We start from the raw sequence: 13,470 nt of genomic DNA on the forward strand, positions 1-13,470 counted from the left end.
GTGTCATCCCATTCTCACGACTGCGGCGCAAGCACCTCGATCCAGGTGGGTGCGTGGTCGCTCGCTTTCTCCAGTCCGCGCACCCAGCGATCGACGCCGGCGTCCTTCAGGCCGTCTGCAAGCACCGGGTTCACGAGCAGATGGTCGATGCGAAGTCCACGGTCGCGCTCGTAGTGCTGCCGGAAGTAATCCCAGAACGTGAAGATCTGCGCCTCCCCATGCACCTGGCGCAGACTGTCGGTCCAGCCCTGCGCGAGCAGATCGAAATAGGCCTCGCGCGCCTCAGGCTGCAGCAGGGCGTCGCGCCGCCAGGATTTCGGATCGTAGATGTCGGCGTCGGTCGGCACCACGTTGAAGTCGCCGATCAGCGCGACCGGGTGCGGCAACCCCACCAGCCCGGCCGCATGCTTGTGCAGCCGCTGCATCCACTTGAGTTTGTAATCGAATTTCGGCCCCGGCTGCGGGTTGCCGTTGGGCAGGTACAGGCCACCCACCAGCACCCCGTGCGCAGCCGCCTCCAGGTAGCGGCTCTGGTCGTCGCTGCGGTCACCCGGCAGGCCGCGACGGCTTTCGATGGGGTCCTGCCCCCGGGCGAGCAGCGCCACACCATTCCACGACCGCTGTCCGTGCCAGATGCAGCCATACCCCGCGTCACGGATCTCCTTCTCCGGGAAGCTGTCCTGGGCGGCCTTGAGCTCCTGCAGTGCCACGATGTGGGGCGTCTCGCGCTCCAGCCACGCCAACAGGTGCGGCAGCCGCGACTTGATCCCATTGACATTGAACGTGGCGATCTTCAGTCGCTTGCGGCGGCCCATGGCGTGCTCCTTGTGCGTGGAATAAGTATCCGTCGTTCATTGAAAGTGCGCGTCAATGCCCGGCTCACGCGGTCGTCCCGCCGACGTCGGTGTTCACCCGCTGCAACGTGGGCGGGCGCATGCTGGCCACGTCTGCCTTCCCTGGAGCTCCGCATGCACACCTCCCTGCGCGCCTCGATGTTGCTTGCCCTGCTGACCAGTCCGCTGGTCGGGTGCGGTCGAAGTCCGGATACTGCGCCTGTTGCGCCGCCCAGTGGCGCAGACCCGGGAGCCGCCAAGGCCGCCGCGGTAACGGAGCAGAAGGCTGCGACCGTGGCGCCTGTGTTTGCAGAAGATGCGCCCGGCATCGCGCTGGACGCGGTCCCGGGCATGCAGGTGCGCCGGGACTTCACCCGCAGCTACCTGGCGTTGGACAGCTGGAAGCTGTTCGCGGAACCCGACAGCAAAGGCATGCCGCTGGCGGCACTGGTGCTGGAGGGGTCCAACGAGGTCACCGCCGCCGAACTGCGGTTGGGGCGCAGTGATGATGCCGATGCGGTGAAGCAGTGCCTGGACCTGCCAGCCGAGGCAACCGGGAGGGCCGACACCGTGCAGATCGACGGCGTACCGTTCACCCACTTCAGCGTGGGCGATGCGGCGATGAGCCATTACGTCTCCGCGCAAAGCTATCGCGCTGTGCAGGACGGGCGGTGCTATGCGATCGATCTGGTGGTCGCAGGGACACAGCCGGAGGTGTATGACCCGCCGCGGGTGCCGCCTTTCAGCAATGAGGAGGCCAAGGACAAGTTGGCGGCTGCGTTGCAGGCTGTCCGGTGGATTCGTTGAGCCACGCAGGGCGTGGCTCTACCCGTTGCTCGCTGACATTCCCTGGTAGAGCCACGCGCTGCGTGGCTGCCCCAACGCGCCTGCGACACCTGCCGCAGGCGCATGGACCTCCCGCTTACTGCGCCGGAGGCGCAGGCGTAACCGGCGCAGCAGCAGGCGCCGGAGCTGGCGCCACCGTCCCCGCCGCCGGCGTGATCCGCCAGATCGTATTGGCCAGGTCATCGGCCACGATCACCGCACCGCGCGGATCCACCGTCACGCCTACCGGGCGCCCGCGGGTCTTGCCATCCTCGCCCCGGAACCCGGTGGCGAAATCGATCGCATCCCCCGCCGGCTTGCCGTCACGGAACGGCACGAACACCACCTTGTAGCCCACCGGCGGATTGCGGTTCCAGCTGCCGTGCTGGCCGACAAACACGCCGTCGGTGAACTTGCCGCCCACTGCCGGGTTGGAGAACGAAACACCCAATGCCGCTACGTGCGAGCCCAGTGCGTAGTCCGGCGCAATCGCCGAAGCGACCTTTTCCGGGTTCTGCGGCATCACGCGGGTGTCCACATGGTTGCCCCAATAGCTGTACGGCCAGCCATAGAAACCGCCCTCGCGCACCGAGGTCAGGTAATCGGGCACCAGGTTCGGGCCGATCTCATCGCGCTCGTTCACCACCGCGTACAGCGTGCCGGTGCCAGGCTGCACCGCCAACGCGGTGGGATTGCGGATACCGGTAGCGAAGGGACGGTGCGCGCCGGTCTGTGCATCGATCTCCCAGACCTGGGCGCGGTCGAGCTCCACTGCCATGCCGCGCTCGGTGATGTTGCTGTTCGAGCCGATACCCACGTAGAGCTTGGTGCCGTCTTCGCTGGCGGCAAGCGACTTGGTCCAGTGGTGGTTGATCGCCGACGGCAGGTCGGTCACTTTCACCGGCGCGCCACTGGCCTTGGTCTGGCCCTCGGTGTAGTCGAAGCGCACCAATGCGTCCTGGTTGGCCACGTAGATCGCATTCCCGATCATCGCCAGGCCATACGGCGCGTTGAGCTTGTCGGCGAACACCGTCTTCAGCTCATACACGCCGTCACCGTCGGCATCGCGCAGCAGCGTCAGGCGGTTGCCGCTCTTCACCTGGGTGTTGCCCTTGGCCTTGATCTTGCCGGCAATCACGTCCTTCGGCTTCAGGTTCGGCGCACTGCCGCCGCGCCCTTCGGCTACCAGGATGTCACCGTTCGGCAGCACCAGGGTCTGCCGCGGAATGGCCAGGTCGGTGGCGATCGCCGAGACCTTGAAGCCCGCCGGCACAGTCGGCACGTTGTCGCCCCACGGGGTCGGCTTGGCGATGGTCATGTCCGGCATTACCGAGCGGTGCGGCTTGGCCAACTCGGGAGTGCCACCGAGCTGCTGCAGCTCTGGCGCTTTGCCGCTGCAGGCGGCCAGTGCCAACGCGAGTGCGGAGACGGCGAGGATCTTCGAGGAGGCGCGGTTCACAGGGCACCTCCCACGCGCACGCGGACGCTGGCAAAGCCCAGCCAGGTCGCGATCAACGCGAGCACGGTGACGATCACCGACCACACCAGCGCGCCGGGCATGATCGCCCAGGCATCGCGCGCATGGTGCAGCGAATTGAGAAAACCGACGATCCAGGTCGCCGCCAGCACGATCACGTAGCAGCCATTGCGGCTGCCGCGCAGACGCCCGAACACCCCGAACAACAGCGCCAGGGTGGTCATCACCATGGCCCCCACCAGCAGCCAGGACGCGAAGTTGCTCCACTGGATCTCGTAGGTGCTCCAGTACGCGTAGTCGGCCAGCAGTGCGCCGAGGAACAGCGGCAGTACGCCGCCGAGCACGGCGGCATGGAACGGATGGATGACCCAGTGACGGGTCACGACGGCGGTTGAGGCCACGGTTGTCTCCTGTAAGGCGGGGGTAAGCGTTGCCATCGTGCCAGCCGCAGCGTGACGGGCCCTTTGATCTACGACGCCAGATCCGGCACAGGCAGGCAATGTCCAGAATGCGACGATGGCCGTCCGTATCGCGCGAGACGGCCATCGACGCTCGTCTTACGCTATGACGCTACCCCTCCCCCACGGGTCCGGGTCGGTGCCGCCGACCGGGATCGCTGCTGCCGTCGAAGTGGTTCCATGTCCCCAGAAAACCCGCCGTCCGTTTCTCCTGTTGTCCCGGCAGTCCCCACTGCGGTCGAACCCGCCCAGCAGGGCTTTGCGATCCGCATCGTGGGTGCCGCCGCGTTCGCGCACCTGCTCAACGACATGATCCAGGCGGTGCTGCCGGCCGTGTACCCGATGTTCAAGAGCCAGTTCCAGTTGAGCTTCGGCCAGATCGGCACCATCGCGCTGGTCTACCAGTTCACCGCCTCGCTGCTGCAGCCGTGGGTGGGTATGTACACCGACAAGCGACCGCTGCCCTACCTGCTGCCTTCGGGCATGGTCGCCACCTTCGTCGGCATCGGCATGATGGCGATGGCCAACAGTTACGAGATGCTGCTGCTCGCCGCCGCCGTGGTCGGCGTAGGCTCGGCGACGTTCCACCCGGAAGCCTCCCGCGTCGCGCGCATGGCCTCGGGTGGCCGCTTCGGTACCGCGCAGTCCACCTTCCAGGTCGGCGGCAATACCGGCTCGGCGATCGGCCCGCTGCTCGCCGCTGCGGTGGTGATCCCGCATGGCCAGCGCGCCATCGGCTGGTTCCTGCTGATCGCCGCCGTCGCCATCTTCGTGCTGTTCCGCCTGACCGGTTGGACCGTGCGTCACGGCCAGGCCAAGATGAACAGCCTTGCGCGCTCGCACGGCATCGGCCTGAGCCGCGGCAAGGTCGTGCAGGCCATCGCGGTGGTCGCAGTGCTGATGTTCGCCAAGTTCGTCTACATCGCCTCGATCACCAACTACTTCACCTTCTACCTGATCGAACGCTTCCACCTGAGCGTGCAGCAGAGCCAGATGTATCTCTTCATCTTCCTCGCCTCGATCGCGCTGGGCACCTTCATGGGTGGCCCGGTCGGCGACAGGATCGGCCGCAAGGCAGTGATCTGGATCTCGTTCCTGGGCGTGGCGCCGTTCGCGCTCGCCCTGCCCTATGCCAACCTGATGGGCACCGCCATTCTCGCCGTGGCGGTTGGCCTGGTGATGTCCTCGGCCTTCGCTGCGTTGGTGGTGTACGCGCAGGAAGCCGTCCCCGGCCGCGTCGGCATGGTCTCGGGCCTGATGTTCGGGTTGATGTTCGGTATCGGCGGCATCGGCGCCGCCGGCCTCGGCAAGCTCGCCGACATCCATGGCATCGTGTGGGTGTACCACCTGACTTCGTTCCTGCCGCTGCTCGGGTTGGCGACCGCATTCCTGCCGAAGACGTCGATGAAGTGACCCGTTGGGGTTACTGGAAAAACTGGCTCGGCAACTGGCCGAACCGTTTCTTGAACATCGCAGTGAACGCACTCGGACTGGCGTAGCCCTGCGACAGGGCTACGTCGATCACCTTCTCCCCGTGGGCGAGCCGCTCCAGGGCACGCACCAGGCGGATCTGCTGGCGCCACTGCCCGAAGGTCATGTCCAGTTCGCGTGCGCACAGGCGCTGGATGGTCTTGGCGTCCACGCCCAGGCGCTGCGCCCAGTCCTGCAGCGTTGAAGCATCATCGGGCGTGCTGTCCCAATAGTGTGCGATCTGCTGCAGGCGCGGGTCGGCCGGTTCCGGCACGTGCAGCGGCAGCACCGGCAGCGTTTGCAGTTCATCCACGATCAGCTGCATCAGGTGGCCGTCGCGCGAGTCCGTTGCGTAGGGCTGCTGCACGTTTGCGGCGGCTGCGATCAGCTCAGCAAGCAGTGGGGTAATTGATACAGTGGCCGCAGTAGTCGGCGCGTTCGGCATGGCCTGCGGCTGGATGTAAAGGCTGCGCATGCGCACCGCACCGATGCAACTGACCTTGTGGCCGGTGCCGGCCGGCATCCAGATCGCACGCGTGCTCGGCACCACCCAGCGGCCGCTGCCCGCCTGCACCACCAGCACGCCGGAGGCGGCATACACCAGCTGGTGGCGGTCCGGATGGTGGTGCAAGGCAATCACCGTGCCTGCCGCGTAGTCCCGCGCCCGGCACACCACCGCCGACTCGGGCCCTACAGGCAAACGCTGGCCTGCGCTGTCGGCGGGCACGATGTCTTTTTTTCGATGCGGCATGGGCAGGTATCGCGAAAAGACCACGCCCCGACTCTAACGCCGGGCACGCCGCGGCTCAACCGCGCGCTCACAGTGCGCCGCCTAGTCTGGGCCCATGCGTCGCTTCGCCCAGGCCATTGCCGAACCCGAGTCCGTCCCCGAAGGCCTACCGCGCGAGCTGGCTGAAGCGCTGGCGGCCGCGCCGGACCGCTACAACATCGGCAAGGGCTCGCCTGCGTCGGTGCTCGCACGCGATCCCGACGGGGTGCTGGGGGTGTCCGACATGACCTGGGGCCTGGTCCCGCGCTGGTCGAAAACACCGAGCACGACCTACACCACCGTTACCGCCCGTCTCGACCGCGCGCCCGCCAGCCGGATCTTCGCCAAGGCGTGGGCCGAACGCCCCTGCGTGGTGCCGCTGACCGGTTACTACAAGCTCGACCGCAGCCGCCGCCCGCCGTGGCCGTTGTTCGTGCAGCGCCGCGACGGGTTCGCCCTGCTTGCGGCAGGTTTGTGGGAGCACTGGGAGGACGGCGACGGCCAGAAGCTGGACAGCTTCACCGTGCTGACCACGCCCAACCGGGCCATTCCCAAGCCGCTGACCCCTGATGGACCCGTGTTCCTCTCCGCAGCGCAGGCGATGGAGTGGCTCTCTGGCGCGATCACCACGCCCGCCGGCCTGCACGTACCGTCGCCCGCGCTGGAGGCCTACCCGGTGGGGCGCGCCTTCCGCGACGTGAAACGCGACGACTACACGCTGCTGGAACCGGTCGATCCGGACCTGGAAACAACATCGCCGCCCCCGCAGGACGGGGACGGCGATGAGTGGGACGAAGACAACTGAGCGGAATCAGTGCGACATCGAGTACGGCTGCTCGGCGGCCTGCCCCGGCCACGCGGTGTTGGCGTCGGCCTGCAGGGTGAAGTGCAGTTCGCCACCGGCCATGATTTCCGCGTGGCGCAGGAAGGTGCGGTTGAGCGGCTTGCCGTTGAGCGTCACCGAACCCACGTACTCGTGGCCCTTGCCCATGCCTTCGGTGGTGATGCGGAAGGTCTTGCCGTTGGGCAGGTTCAGCACTGCCTTGGGCAGGAACGGGCGACCGATGATGTACTCGGCGCTGCCCGGGGCGACCGGATAGAAACCGAGCGCGGTGAACACGTACCAGGCCGACATCTGGCCCAGGTCGTCATTGCCGGCCAGGCCATCGGGACGGTCCGCATACTGCGTGTCCATGATCTGCTTGAGGCGGGCCTGGGTGCGCCACGGCTGTCCGGCATGGGCGTAGAGGTACGCCACGTGGTGGCTCGGCTCGTTGCCGTGCGCGTACCAGCCGATCAGGCCGGTGATGTCTTCCATGTGCTCGAAGATGGACGGGTCGACCTTGGCGTCGAACACCGCATCCAGCCGCGCCAGCAGCTTGTCGGCGCCACCGTGCGCGGCAGCAAGGCCGGCCACGTCCTGCGGCACGTACCAGGAGTACTGCCAGGCGTTGCCTTCGGTGTAGTCGGTGCCATAGCCGCTGGCGCTGGGATCGAACGGGGTGCGGAAGCTGCCGTCGCGCTTGCGGGCGCGCATGAAGCCGGTTTCCTCATCGAAGGCGTGGCGCCAGTTGGTCGCACGCTTGTCGAACTCGGTCGCGACGTCGGACTTGCCCATGGCGGTGGCCATGCGCGCGATGGTCCAGTCGTCGAAGGCGTACTCCAGGGTCTTGCTCGCAGCCTCGCCTTCTTCGTCGATCGGCACCCAGCCCAGTTCGCGGTACTGCGCGATGCCGTCGTAGGGGCCGTAGTTGGCGGTGGCGACCATCGCCTTGAGCGCCTTGTCGGCGTCGAAACCACGGATGCCCTTGACGTAGGCGTCGGCGATCACCGGCACCGCGTGGTAGCCGATCATGCACCAGGTTTCCTGGCCGTGGAACGCCCACACCGGCAGCATGCCGTACGGGCTGTTGTGCTGGTGGGCAAGCAGCGAATTGACCATGTCGCTGGTGCGCTTTTCCGGCTGCACCAGGGTCAGCAGCGGATGCAGCGCACGGTAGGTGTCCCACAGCGAGAAGGTGGAATAGTTGGTGTAACCCTCGGCGCGGTGCACGGCGTTGTCCGAACCGCGGTACTGGCCGTCCACGTCCATGAACAGGGTCGGGCCAAGCAGGCTGTGGTACAGCGCGGTGTAGGCGCTGCGGCGGTCATGCTGCGGCGCTTCGATGTCCAGCACCGACAGGGCCTGCTGCCACTGGGTGCGCGCATCGGCGCGGATGCGGTCGAAGTCCTGGTCCTTGGCCTCTGCTTCGAGGTTGGCGATGGCACCGGCCTCGCTGACCGGGGAAATCGCCACGCTCACCACCAGCGGTGCATCGAGCTTGCCGAAGTCGAACGTGCCGACCAGCTGGCGCCCTTCAATCTGAGCGCGCTGCGTCGGGTCGTTCTGGCCCGGCGGCGGGAAGCCCTTGTAGGCGATGTCCTTCTCGGTGTTGTGCAGTGCGTGGCCGGTGAGCGGGCGCGAGAAGCGCATCGCGAAATACAGCTGGCGGCCCGGCGCCCAGCCGCGGGTTTCGCGGAAACCGGTGAGGGTGCCGTCCTCGCGCACGCGCAGCCGCGACCACGAGATCTTGCCCGGGTAGTCGTACAGGCTGGTGCGCAGGTCGAGCAGCAGCCTGGCCGACTCACCCTTCGGGTAGGTGTAGCGGTGCACACCGGTGCGGGCGCTGGCGGTGAGCTCGGCGCGGACCTTGTAGTCCTGCAGGGTCACGGCGTAATAGCCCGGCTCGGCCTTCTCGTCCTTGTGGTCGAAACGCGAGGCATAGCCGCTGCGGGGCTTCTCCGGGTCGCCACGTTCCAGGCCGGGGTCGCCGGTGAACGGCATCACCAGCACGTCGCCGAGGTCGGAATGGCCGCTGCCGGAGAAGTGGGTGTGCGAGAAGCCGACGATGCTGCTGTCGTCGTAACGATAACCGGCGGCCCAGTCGTAGGCCTTTTCGCGCGGCTGGATGCGGGTGTCCGGGCTGAGCTGGACCATGCCGAACGGTACCGTGGCACCCGGGTAGGTATGCCCTTCGCCGCCGGTACCGATGAACGGGTCAACCGCGGCATAGGCGCGTTCGCCTGCGGTCTGCGGCGCCGCGGAGGCGCCTCCTGCTGCCAGCATGGCGCCCATGGCCAATGCTACCCACCCCGACGTTGCCGCTCTGGTCATTTGGATTTAGATCGATTCAAGGTGGGTCGATCCTAGCATTGGATCAGCCCGCGCCGCATGTTGCGGCGCGGGGAATGCCATTACGCCGGCGTGGCCGATTCTGGCAGCACCGTGTCCGGCAGGGTCGGCTGGGAGGCATCGACCGTAACGGGTTCGTCGCTGCGCAGCAGGGCGTGGGCTTCGGCTTCGCTGGCCACGGCCGGCGGGGAGCCGCGCAGCGGGAGGTTGGCGGTTTCCTTCACGAACAGCATGGTGACCAGGCCGATCACTGCCGCGCCCATCAGGTAGTAGGCCGGCACCAGCGGATCGCCGGTGCGCTCTACCAGCCAGGCGGTGACCAGCGGCGTGGTGCCACCGAACAGCGAGACCGAGACGTTGAAGGCGATCGACAGCGCGCTGTAGCGCACCGGCGTGTAGAACAGCGCCGGCAGCGTGGATGGCATGGAGCTGGTGAAACACACCAATGCCAGGCCCAGCAGCATCAACCCCAGGAAGATCAGCCAGTCATTGCCGCTGCCGACCAGCATCAGGCATGGCACGGCCAGCGCGAACAGCGCGATGCAGGCGCCGATGATCATCGGGCGACGGCCCAGCCGGTCGCTGAACAACCCGCCGACGATGTTGAGCGGCATCATCACCAGCATCACGATGATGATCAGCAGCAGGCCTTTGCTCTCGGCGTAGCCCATGGTCACGCTCAGGTAGCTGGGCATGTAGGTCAGCAGCATGTAGTCGGTGACATTGAAGACGAGCACCAGGCCCACGCACTTGAGCAGCTGCGGCCAATGCACGCGCAGCAGTGCGCCCAGCCCCGGACGATCGTGGTCGCGCTTGGCTGCTTCTTCCGCGTAGGCGCGGAAGGCCGGGGTTTCTTCCAGCTTCATGCGCATGTACAGGCCGAGCAGGCCCAGCGGGCCGGCGATCAGGAACGGCAGGCGCCAACCCCAGTCCAGCATCTGCGTACTGCTCAGTGCCATATGCAGCGCGGTGACCGTCGCCGCGCCGGCGATGTAACCGCCCAGCGTGCCGAACTCAAGCCAACTTCCCATCAGGCCGCGATTGCGGTCGGTGGAGTATTCGGCGATGAAGGTCGCCGCGCCGCCGTACTCACCGCCGGTGGAGAAGCCCTGCACCAGCCGCGCCAGCAACAGCAGCGCGGGCGCCCACATGCCAATGCTGTCGTAGGAGGGAATCAGGCCGATGCTGAAGGTGCCCAGCGCCATCAGGATCATGGTGTAGGCCAGCACTTTCTGCCGCCCGTAGCGGTCGCCGAGCGGACCGAACACCAGGCCACCGAGCGGACGCACAAGGAAGGCCACGGTGAAGGTGGCGAAGGTCGCGATCAACTGCGCAGTCGGGCTGCTGGTCGGGAAGAACACGTGGCCGAGGGTGACGGCGAGATACCCGTACACACCGAAGTCGAACCATTCCATCGCATTGCCGAGCGCGGCAGCGCCAACGGCTTTCTTCAACATCGGTCGGTCGACGACGGTGACCTCGTCAACCTTCATCTGGCGGCGGCGTTTGAACCAACCGAAATGCGCGTGTGCGGCATGCACTTCCTGCATCTGCTTTCTCCTGGAAGCAGGGTCATCCCGACGCCTGACGTCCCGCGCAAGGCACAGGAAAAGACCGCCTCTGGAAGAACGCGGCACGATGCGCGAAGAGGGGTGGCAACAGACGTTCCCGGACGGCCGCGAGGATTCCACGGCGCTGCAGGAAGGATGACCGAGAGACGGGCAACGGCCCGAGACAATGATCAAGCGATGCATGTTACCACAGTGTGGAAATGCGGCCTTTATTGAATCTTCACGTGCGCTGGAAACGCCTGTTTTACCGGGGTTTTCTACAGGTCATGCGCTTGCGTGCAGTTCCATCGCACGCATCACGATGGGCTTGGCCCAGTCGGGTGTCTTCAACAGATCGATCACGGTCACCGGATGATGCAGTCCATCGCGATCCAGCTGCAGCAGCGGCAGTGGCGTTGCCCTGCCCTGCGCATCCAGCGGTGCGCTGTTGTCGTACACGTGCAGTTCGGCAAGATACGGCAGCAGCGCGATCAGGTTCTCGCGCGCCGAGTCGTAACGCGCATGGATCTTGTCCTGCGGAATATCGTGGCCGCCCTGGCTGACCCGGTCGGCCACGCGCTGTACGTGCAGCGCCACGCTCTGCAGGCCGCAGAACCAGATCGCCACCTCGTGGCTTTCGCACGCCTCGCGCAGCAGGCGCGGAATGGTGTTGCCACCCAGCGTGGTTTCGAAGGCGAAGTCGGTGCCGTCAGCCATCGCCTGGCGCAACCGGCGCGTGCCCTCGCTCCACGCAGCCGCATTGGCTTCGTCCAACGGCCAGCCCTGCTCCACCAGCCGGCGGGTAAACGCATCGGGGTTGAACCAGGTCAGGCCTGCTTCGCGCAACCAGGTGCCCAGCAGTGAACTTTTACCGGCGCCGTTGACGCCGGCCAACACCAGGATCTTCGCCACCGGTCAGAGCGACGGGCCAAGCGGGGTCGCCTTGCCGCGACGGATCGGCTGGCCCAGCACCTTGCCCAGGCCACCGTCGCGCTGCAGGCTGGACAGGGCGGTGTCGAACTCGGCGCGCAGGCGCTCGAGTTCGCCCTGGCGGCCGTCGTCGTGGCTGCCGGCCGCACGGGCCAGCAGCTCCTGGTAGGCCTTGATGTCCACGATCACCGCTTCGGGGTGGTTGTGGTTGGTGATCACAAGCGCCTGCTTCTCGCGCACGGTACGCATCAGGCTCGGCCAGCCGCGGGTCTTCACCGACGACGCGGTGGCCTTTTCAAGACCGGGCACATCCAGGGGCAGGCTCATGGCAGAACTCCAACGGCGGACGGGGCCAGTATACCCTTTTTGGACAAATTGGGAATTTTGGTATATCAGGCCAGCGCCTGCGCCAGTGGAGCCAGGTCGTCCGGCGCGGTCGGCCGCACCACCCTCGCCTGCTCCTGCCCGTCCTTCAACAGCACCAGGGTCGGCCACAGCTTCACCGTGAAGGCGCGCCCTAGCGGACGCCCCTTGCCGTCTTCGACCTTGCGGTGCACCAGGTCGTGGCCGTCCACGAACCCCCGCACCGCCTGCTGTGCGGCCTGGCAGTGACCGCACCAGTCGGTGCCGAACTCCAGCAGCTGCCAGCCCGTGCCGGCCTCCACGTCGGCACGGGTCGGCTCCAACTGGTCCGCATAGCGGGTCGCGAAGGCCATGGTCAGGCCACCAGGGCGCGCTGGATATCGTCCAGGGTCGAGTTGGTGAGGTCCTTGGCGATCTCCTTGAGCATGCGCGACTCGACCTCTTTATGCAGCTGCGGGCGGATATGCCCCAGCGTCTTCGGGTCGGCGACCAGGATCAGGTGGCTGTAACGGTTCTTCAGCGCGTGGTCGTTCAGCTGCTGGGCCAGCTGCTTGGCGAAGGTCGCTTCGTTGAGCTGGGAAATGCTCATGTCCTTGGGCACCGCACCGGACGGACCCTGGCCGGAGACGCCCTCCGGGCTGATGTCCCGGATCTGCAGTTCCTCGTCCTGCTTCAGTTGCAGCGTGCGGCCGTCACCGACGTTGGTGAACACACGGGCCGAGCCGCCGTCGGCGACCACTACAAGGGTTTTTTCGGGGATCTGCATGGTGGACTCCTGGAAAGATTGCGGGCGATGGGTTGGCCCACCCCCACCGTAGGCAACCGCGTGTAAGCGCGGCGCATACGCGCGTGTTCACGGCGTGTGCAAGCGTCGCCGCGCCGGGCCGCCCGGGCATTCAGCGAGCCCGGCCGTCATTCCAGTGTAAAATTCGCGGTTTTTGACCGGCATCATGGCGAAAAAGCAGCACCGCACGCCTGTCCCCGGCCCGCCCTTCATCCGGTTGCTGGCGGCGCTGGCCGACCGCAACGCCCCGCGTACCGGGCCGGACCTGTCCGACCGGCTCAGCCAGTGGATCGACTGGACCCGTGCGGTCGCGCTGTCGCGCGCGCTGGACGGGCGCCTGCCGGCCCCGGCCGGAAGCGTGCCGACCGAGGTGGAGGCGTTGGCCGAGGAATGCGCGAAGGTGCGTGCCAACCTGGTCCAGTCCATCCAGCACGCCCCGGACCCCGGCGCACCGGTCAAGATCGACCCGATCGCGTTCCGCCAGCGCTGTCTCACCGTGCAGCGCGCCATGCTGACGGCCACCGGACGCCTGCGCGGCCAGCTGCGCGACCGGCTCAGCCAGGCACCCGGCGAACTGCCGCGCCTCGCCGAGGTGGACGCGGCGATGGAGCAGGCCCTGAGCCCGCGCGAGCAGCAGCTGCTGGCGAGCGTGCCAACCCTGCTGGGCGCCCATTTCGAGCGCCTGCGCGATGACGCCGGTGGCGACGGGGCCGATCCCGACGCTGGCTGGCTGCAGATACTCAGGAACGACATGCAGGCCGTGCTGATGGCCGAACTGGACGTTCGTTTCCACCCCATCGAAGGCCTGCTTGCAGCGCTTCGCCCCCACTAACCGGGCT

The 13,470-nt window shown here is 66.9% G+C and carries 14 protein-coding genes; 4 read left to right on the plus strand and 10 right to left on the minus strand.

Annotation, left to right across the window (positions count from 1 at the left end; all coding sequences use genetic code 11):
- Window positions 1–14: 14 nt before the first annotated feature.
- Window positions 15–815, minus strand: coding sequence for an exodeoxyribonuclease III (gene xth, locus RYM47_RS03510; protein ID WP_315386116.1), 801 nt, complete (start codon window positions 813–815; stop codon window positions 15–17).
- Between the two features lie 153 nt (window positions 816–968).
- On the opposite strand from xth, the gene RYM47_RS03515 reads away from it, so the two are divergent.
- Window positions 969–1,640, plus strand: a complete 672-nt coding sequence (locus tag RYM47_RS03515; protein WP_315386118.1) for a hypothetical protein — start codon at window positions 969–971, stop codon at window positions 1,638–1,640.
- Window positions 1,641–1,755: 115 nt separating this feature from the next.
- On the opposite strand, the gene RYM47_RS03520 is transcribed toward RYM47_RS03515, so the two are convergent.
- Window positions 1,756–3,117 carry a sorbosone dehydrogenase family protein gene (locus RYM47_RS03520; RefSeq protein WP_315386120.1) on the minus strand — a complete coding sequence of 454 codons (1,362 nt, stop codon included), beginning with the start codon at window positions 3,115–3,117 and terminating at the stop codon, window positions 1,756–1,758.
- On the minus strand, window positions 3,114–3,536 hold the full coding sequence (locus RYM47_RS03525; RefSeq protein WP_315386122.1) for a DUF2231 domain-containing protein: 423 nt from the start codon (window positions 3,534–3,536) through the stop codon (window positions 3,114–3,116). The genes RYM47_RS03520 and RYM47_RS03525 overlap by 4 nt, the downstream gene beginning before the upstream one ends.
- Window positions 3,537–3,773: 237 nt before the next feature.
- On the opposite strand from RYM47_RS03525, the gene RYM47_RS03530 reads away from it, so the two are divergent.
- Window positions 3,774–5,006 carry an MFS transporter gene (locus RYM47_RS03530; protein WP_315386124.1) on the plus strand — a complete coding sequence of 411 codons (1,233 nt, stop codon included), beginning with the start codon at window positions 3,774–3,776 and terminating at the stop codon, window positions 5,004–5,006.
- A gap of 10 nt (window positions 5,007–5,016) precedes the next feature.
- Here RYM47_RS03530 and RYM47_RS03535 read toward each other — a convergent pair whose 3' ends face one another.
- Window positions 5,017–5,814: a helix-turn-helix transcriptional regulator gene (locus RYM47_RS03535; protein ID WP_315386126.1), complete on the minus strand. Its 798-nt coding sequence runs from the start codon at window positions 5,812–5,814 to the stop codon at window positions 5,017–5,019.
- Window positions 5,815–5,908: 94 nt separating this feature from the next.
- Between RYM47_RS03535 and RYM47_RS03540 the strand changes: the two genes are divergently transcribed.
- A complete protein-coding gene (locus RYM47_RS03540; protein ID WP_315386128.1) occupies window positions 5,909–6,637 on the plus strand; it encodes an SOS response-associated peptidase family protein in 729 nt (242 codons plus the stop codon).
- 6 nt (window positions 6,638–6,643) lie between these two features.
- On the opposite strand, the gene RYM47_RS03545 is transcribed toward RYM47_RS03540, so the two are convergent.
- The 6 genes from RYM47_RS03545 to RYM47_RS03570 all read right to left on the minus strand — a co-directional run bounded on the left by RYM47_RS03545 (window position 6,644) and on the right by RYM47_RS03570 (window position 12,613).
- Window positions 6,644–8,947 (minus strand): GH92 family glycosyl hydrolase, encoded by a 2,304-nt coding sequence (locus RYM47_RS03545; protein ID WP_315386130.1) that lies wholly within the window; start codon window positions 8,945–8,947, stop codon window positions 6,644–6,646.
- 119 nt (window positions 8,948–9,066) lie between these two features.
- The gene (gene proP, locus RYM47_RS03550) at window positions 9,067–10,554 is read right to left on the minus strand and encodes a glycine betaine/L-proline transporter ProP (RefSeq protein WP_315386131.1); all 1,488 of its coding nucleotides are present in this window, start codon (window positions 10,552–10,554) and stop codon (window positions 9,067–9,069) included.
- Window positions 10,555–10,839: 285 nt separating this feature from the next.
- Window positions 10,840–11,466, minus strand: a complete 627-nt coding sequence (locus RYM47_RS03555) for a hypothetical protein (protein WP_315386132.1) — start codon at window positions 11,464–11,466, stop codon at window positions 10,840–10,842.
- Window positions 11,467–11,469: 3 nt separating this feature from the next.
- Window positions 11,470–11,811 (minus strand): type II toxin-antitoxin system prevent-host-death family antitoxin, encoded by a 342-nt coding sequence (locus tag RYM47_RS03560; protein WP_315386133.1) that lies wholly within the window; start codon window positions 11,809–11,811, stop codon window positions 11,470–11,472.
- A gap of 65 nt (window positions 11,812–11,876) precedes the next feature.
- Window positions 11,877–12,200, minus strand: a complete 324-nt coding sequence (locus tag RYM47_RS03565) for a thioredoxin family protein (RefSeq protein WP_315386134.1) — start codon at window positions 12,198–12,200, stop codon at window positions 11,877–11,879.
- A 2-nt stretch (window positions 12,201–12,202) separates the two neighbouring features.
- Window positions 12,203–12,613: a host attachment family protein gene (locus tag RYM47_RS03570; RefSeq protein WP_315386136.1), complete on the minus strand. Its 411-nt coding sequence runs from the start codon at window positions 12,611–12,613 to the stop codon at window positions 12,203–12,205.
- A 172-nt stretch (window positions 12,614–12,785) separates the two neighbouring features.
- Here RYM47_RS03570 and RYM47_RS03575 point away from each other — a divergent pair, with 172 nt between their 5' ends.
- Window positions 12,786–13,463 (plus strand): DUF3348 domain-containing protein, encoded by a 678-nt coding sequence (locus RYM47_RS03575; protein ID WP_315386138.1) that lies wholly within the window; start codon window positions 12,786–12,788, stop codon window positions 13,461–13,463.
- Window positions 13,464–13,470 lie beyond the last annotated feature (7 nt).

This window comes from uncultured Stenotrophomonas sp., from assembly GCF_963519125.1.
In the GTDB taxonomy this organism is placed as follows: Bacteria; Pseudomonadota; Gammaproteobacteria; order Xanthomonadales; family Xanthomonadaceae; genus Stenotrophomonas.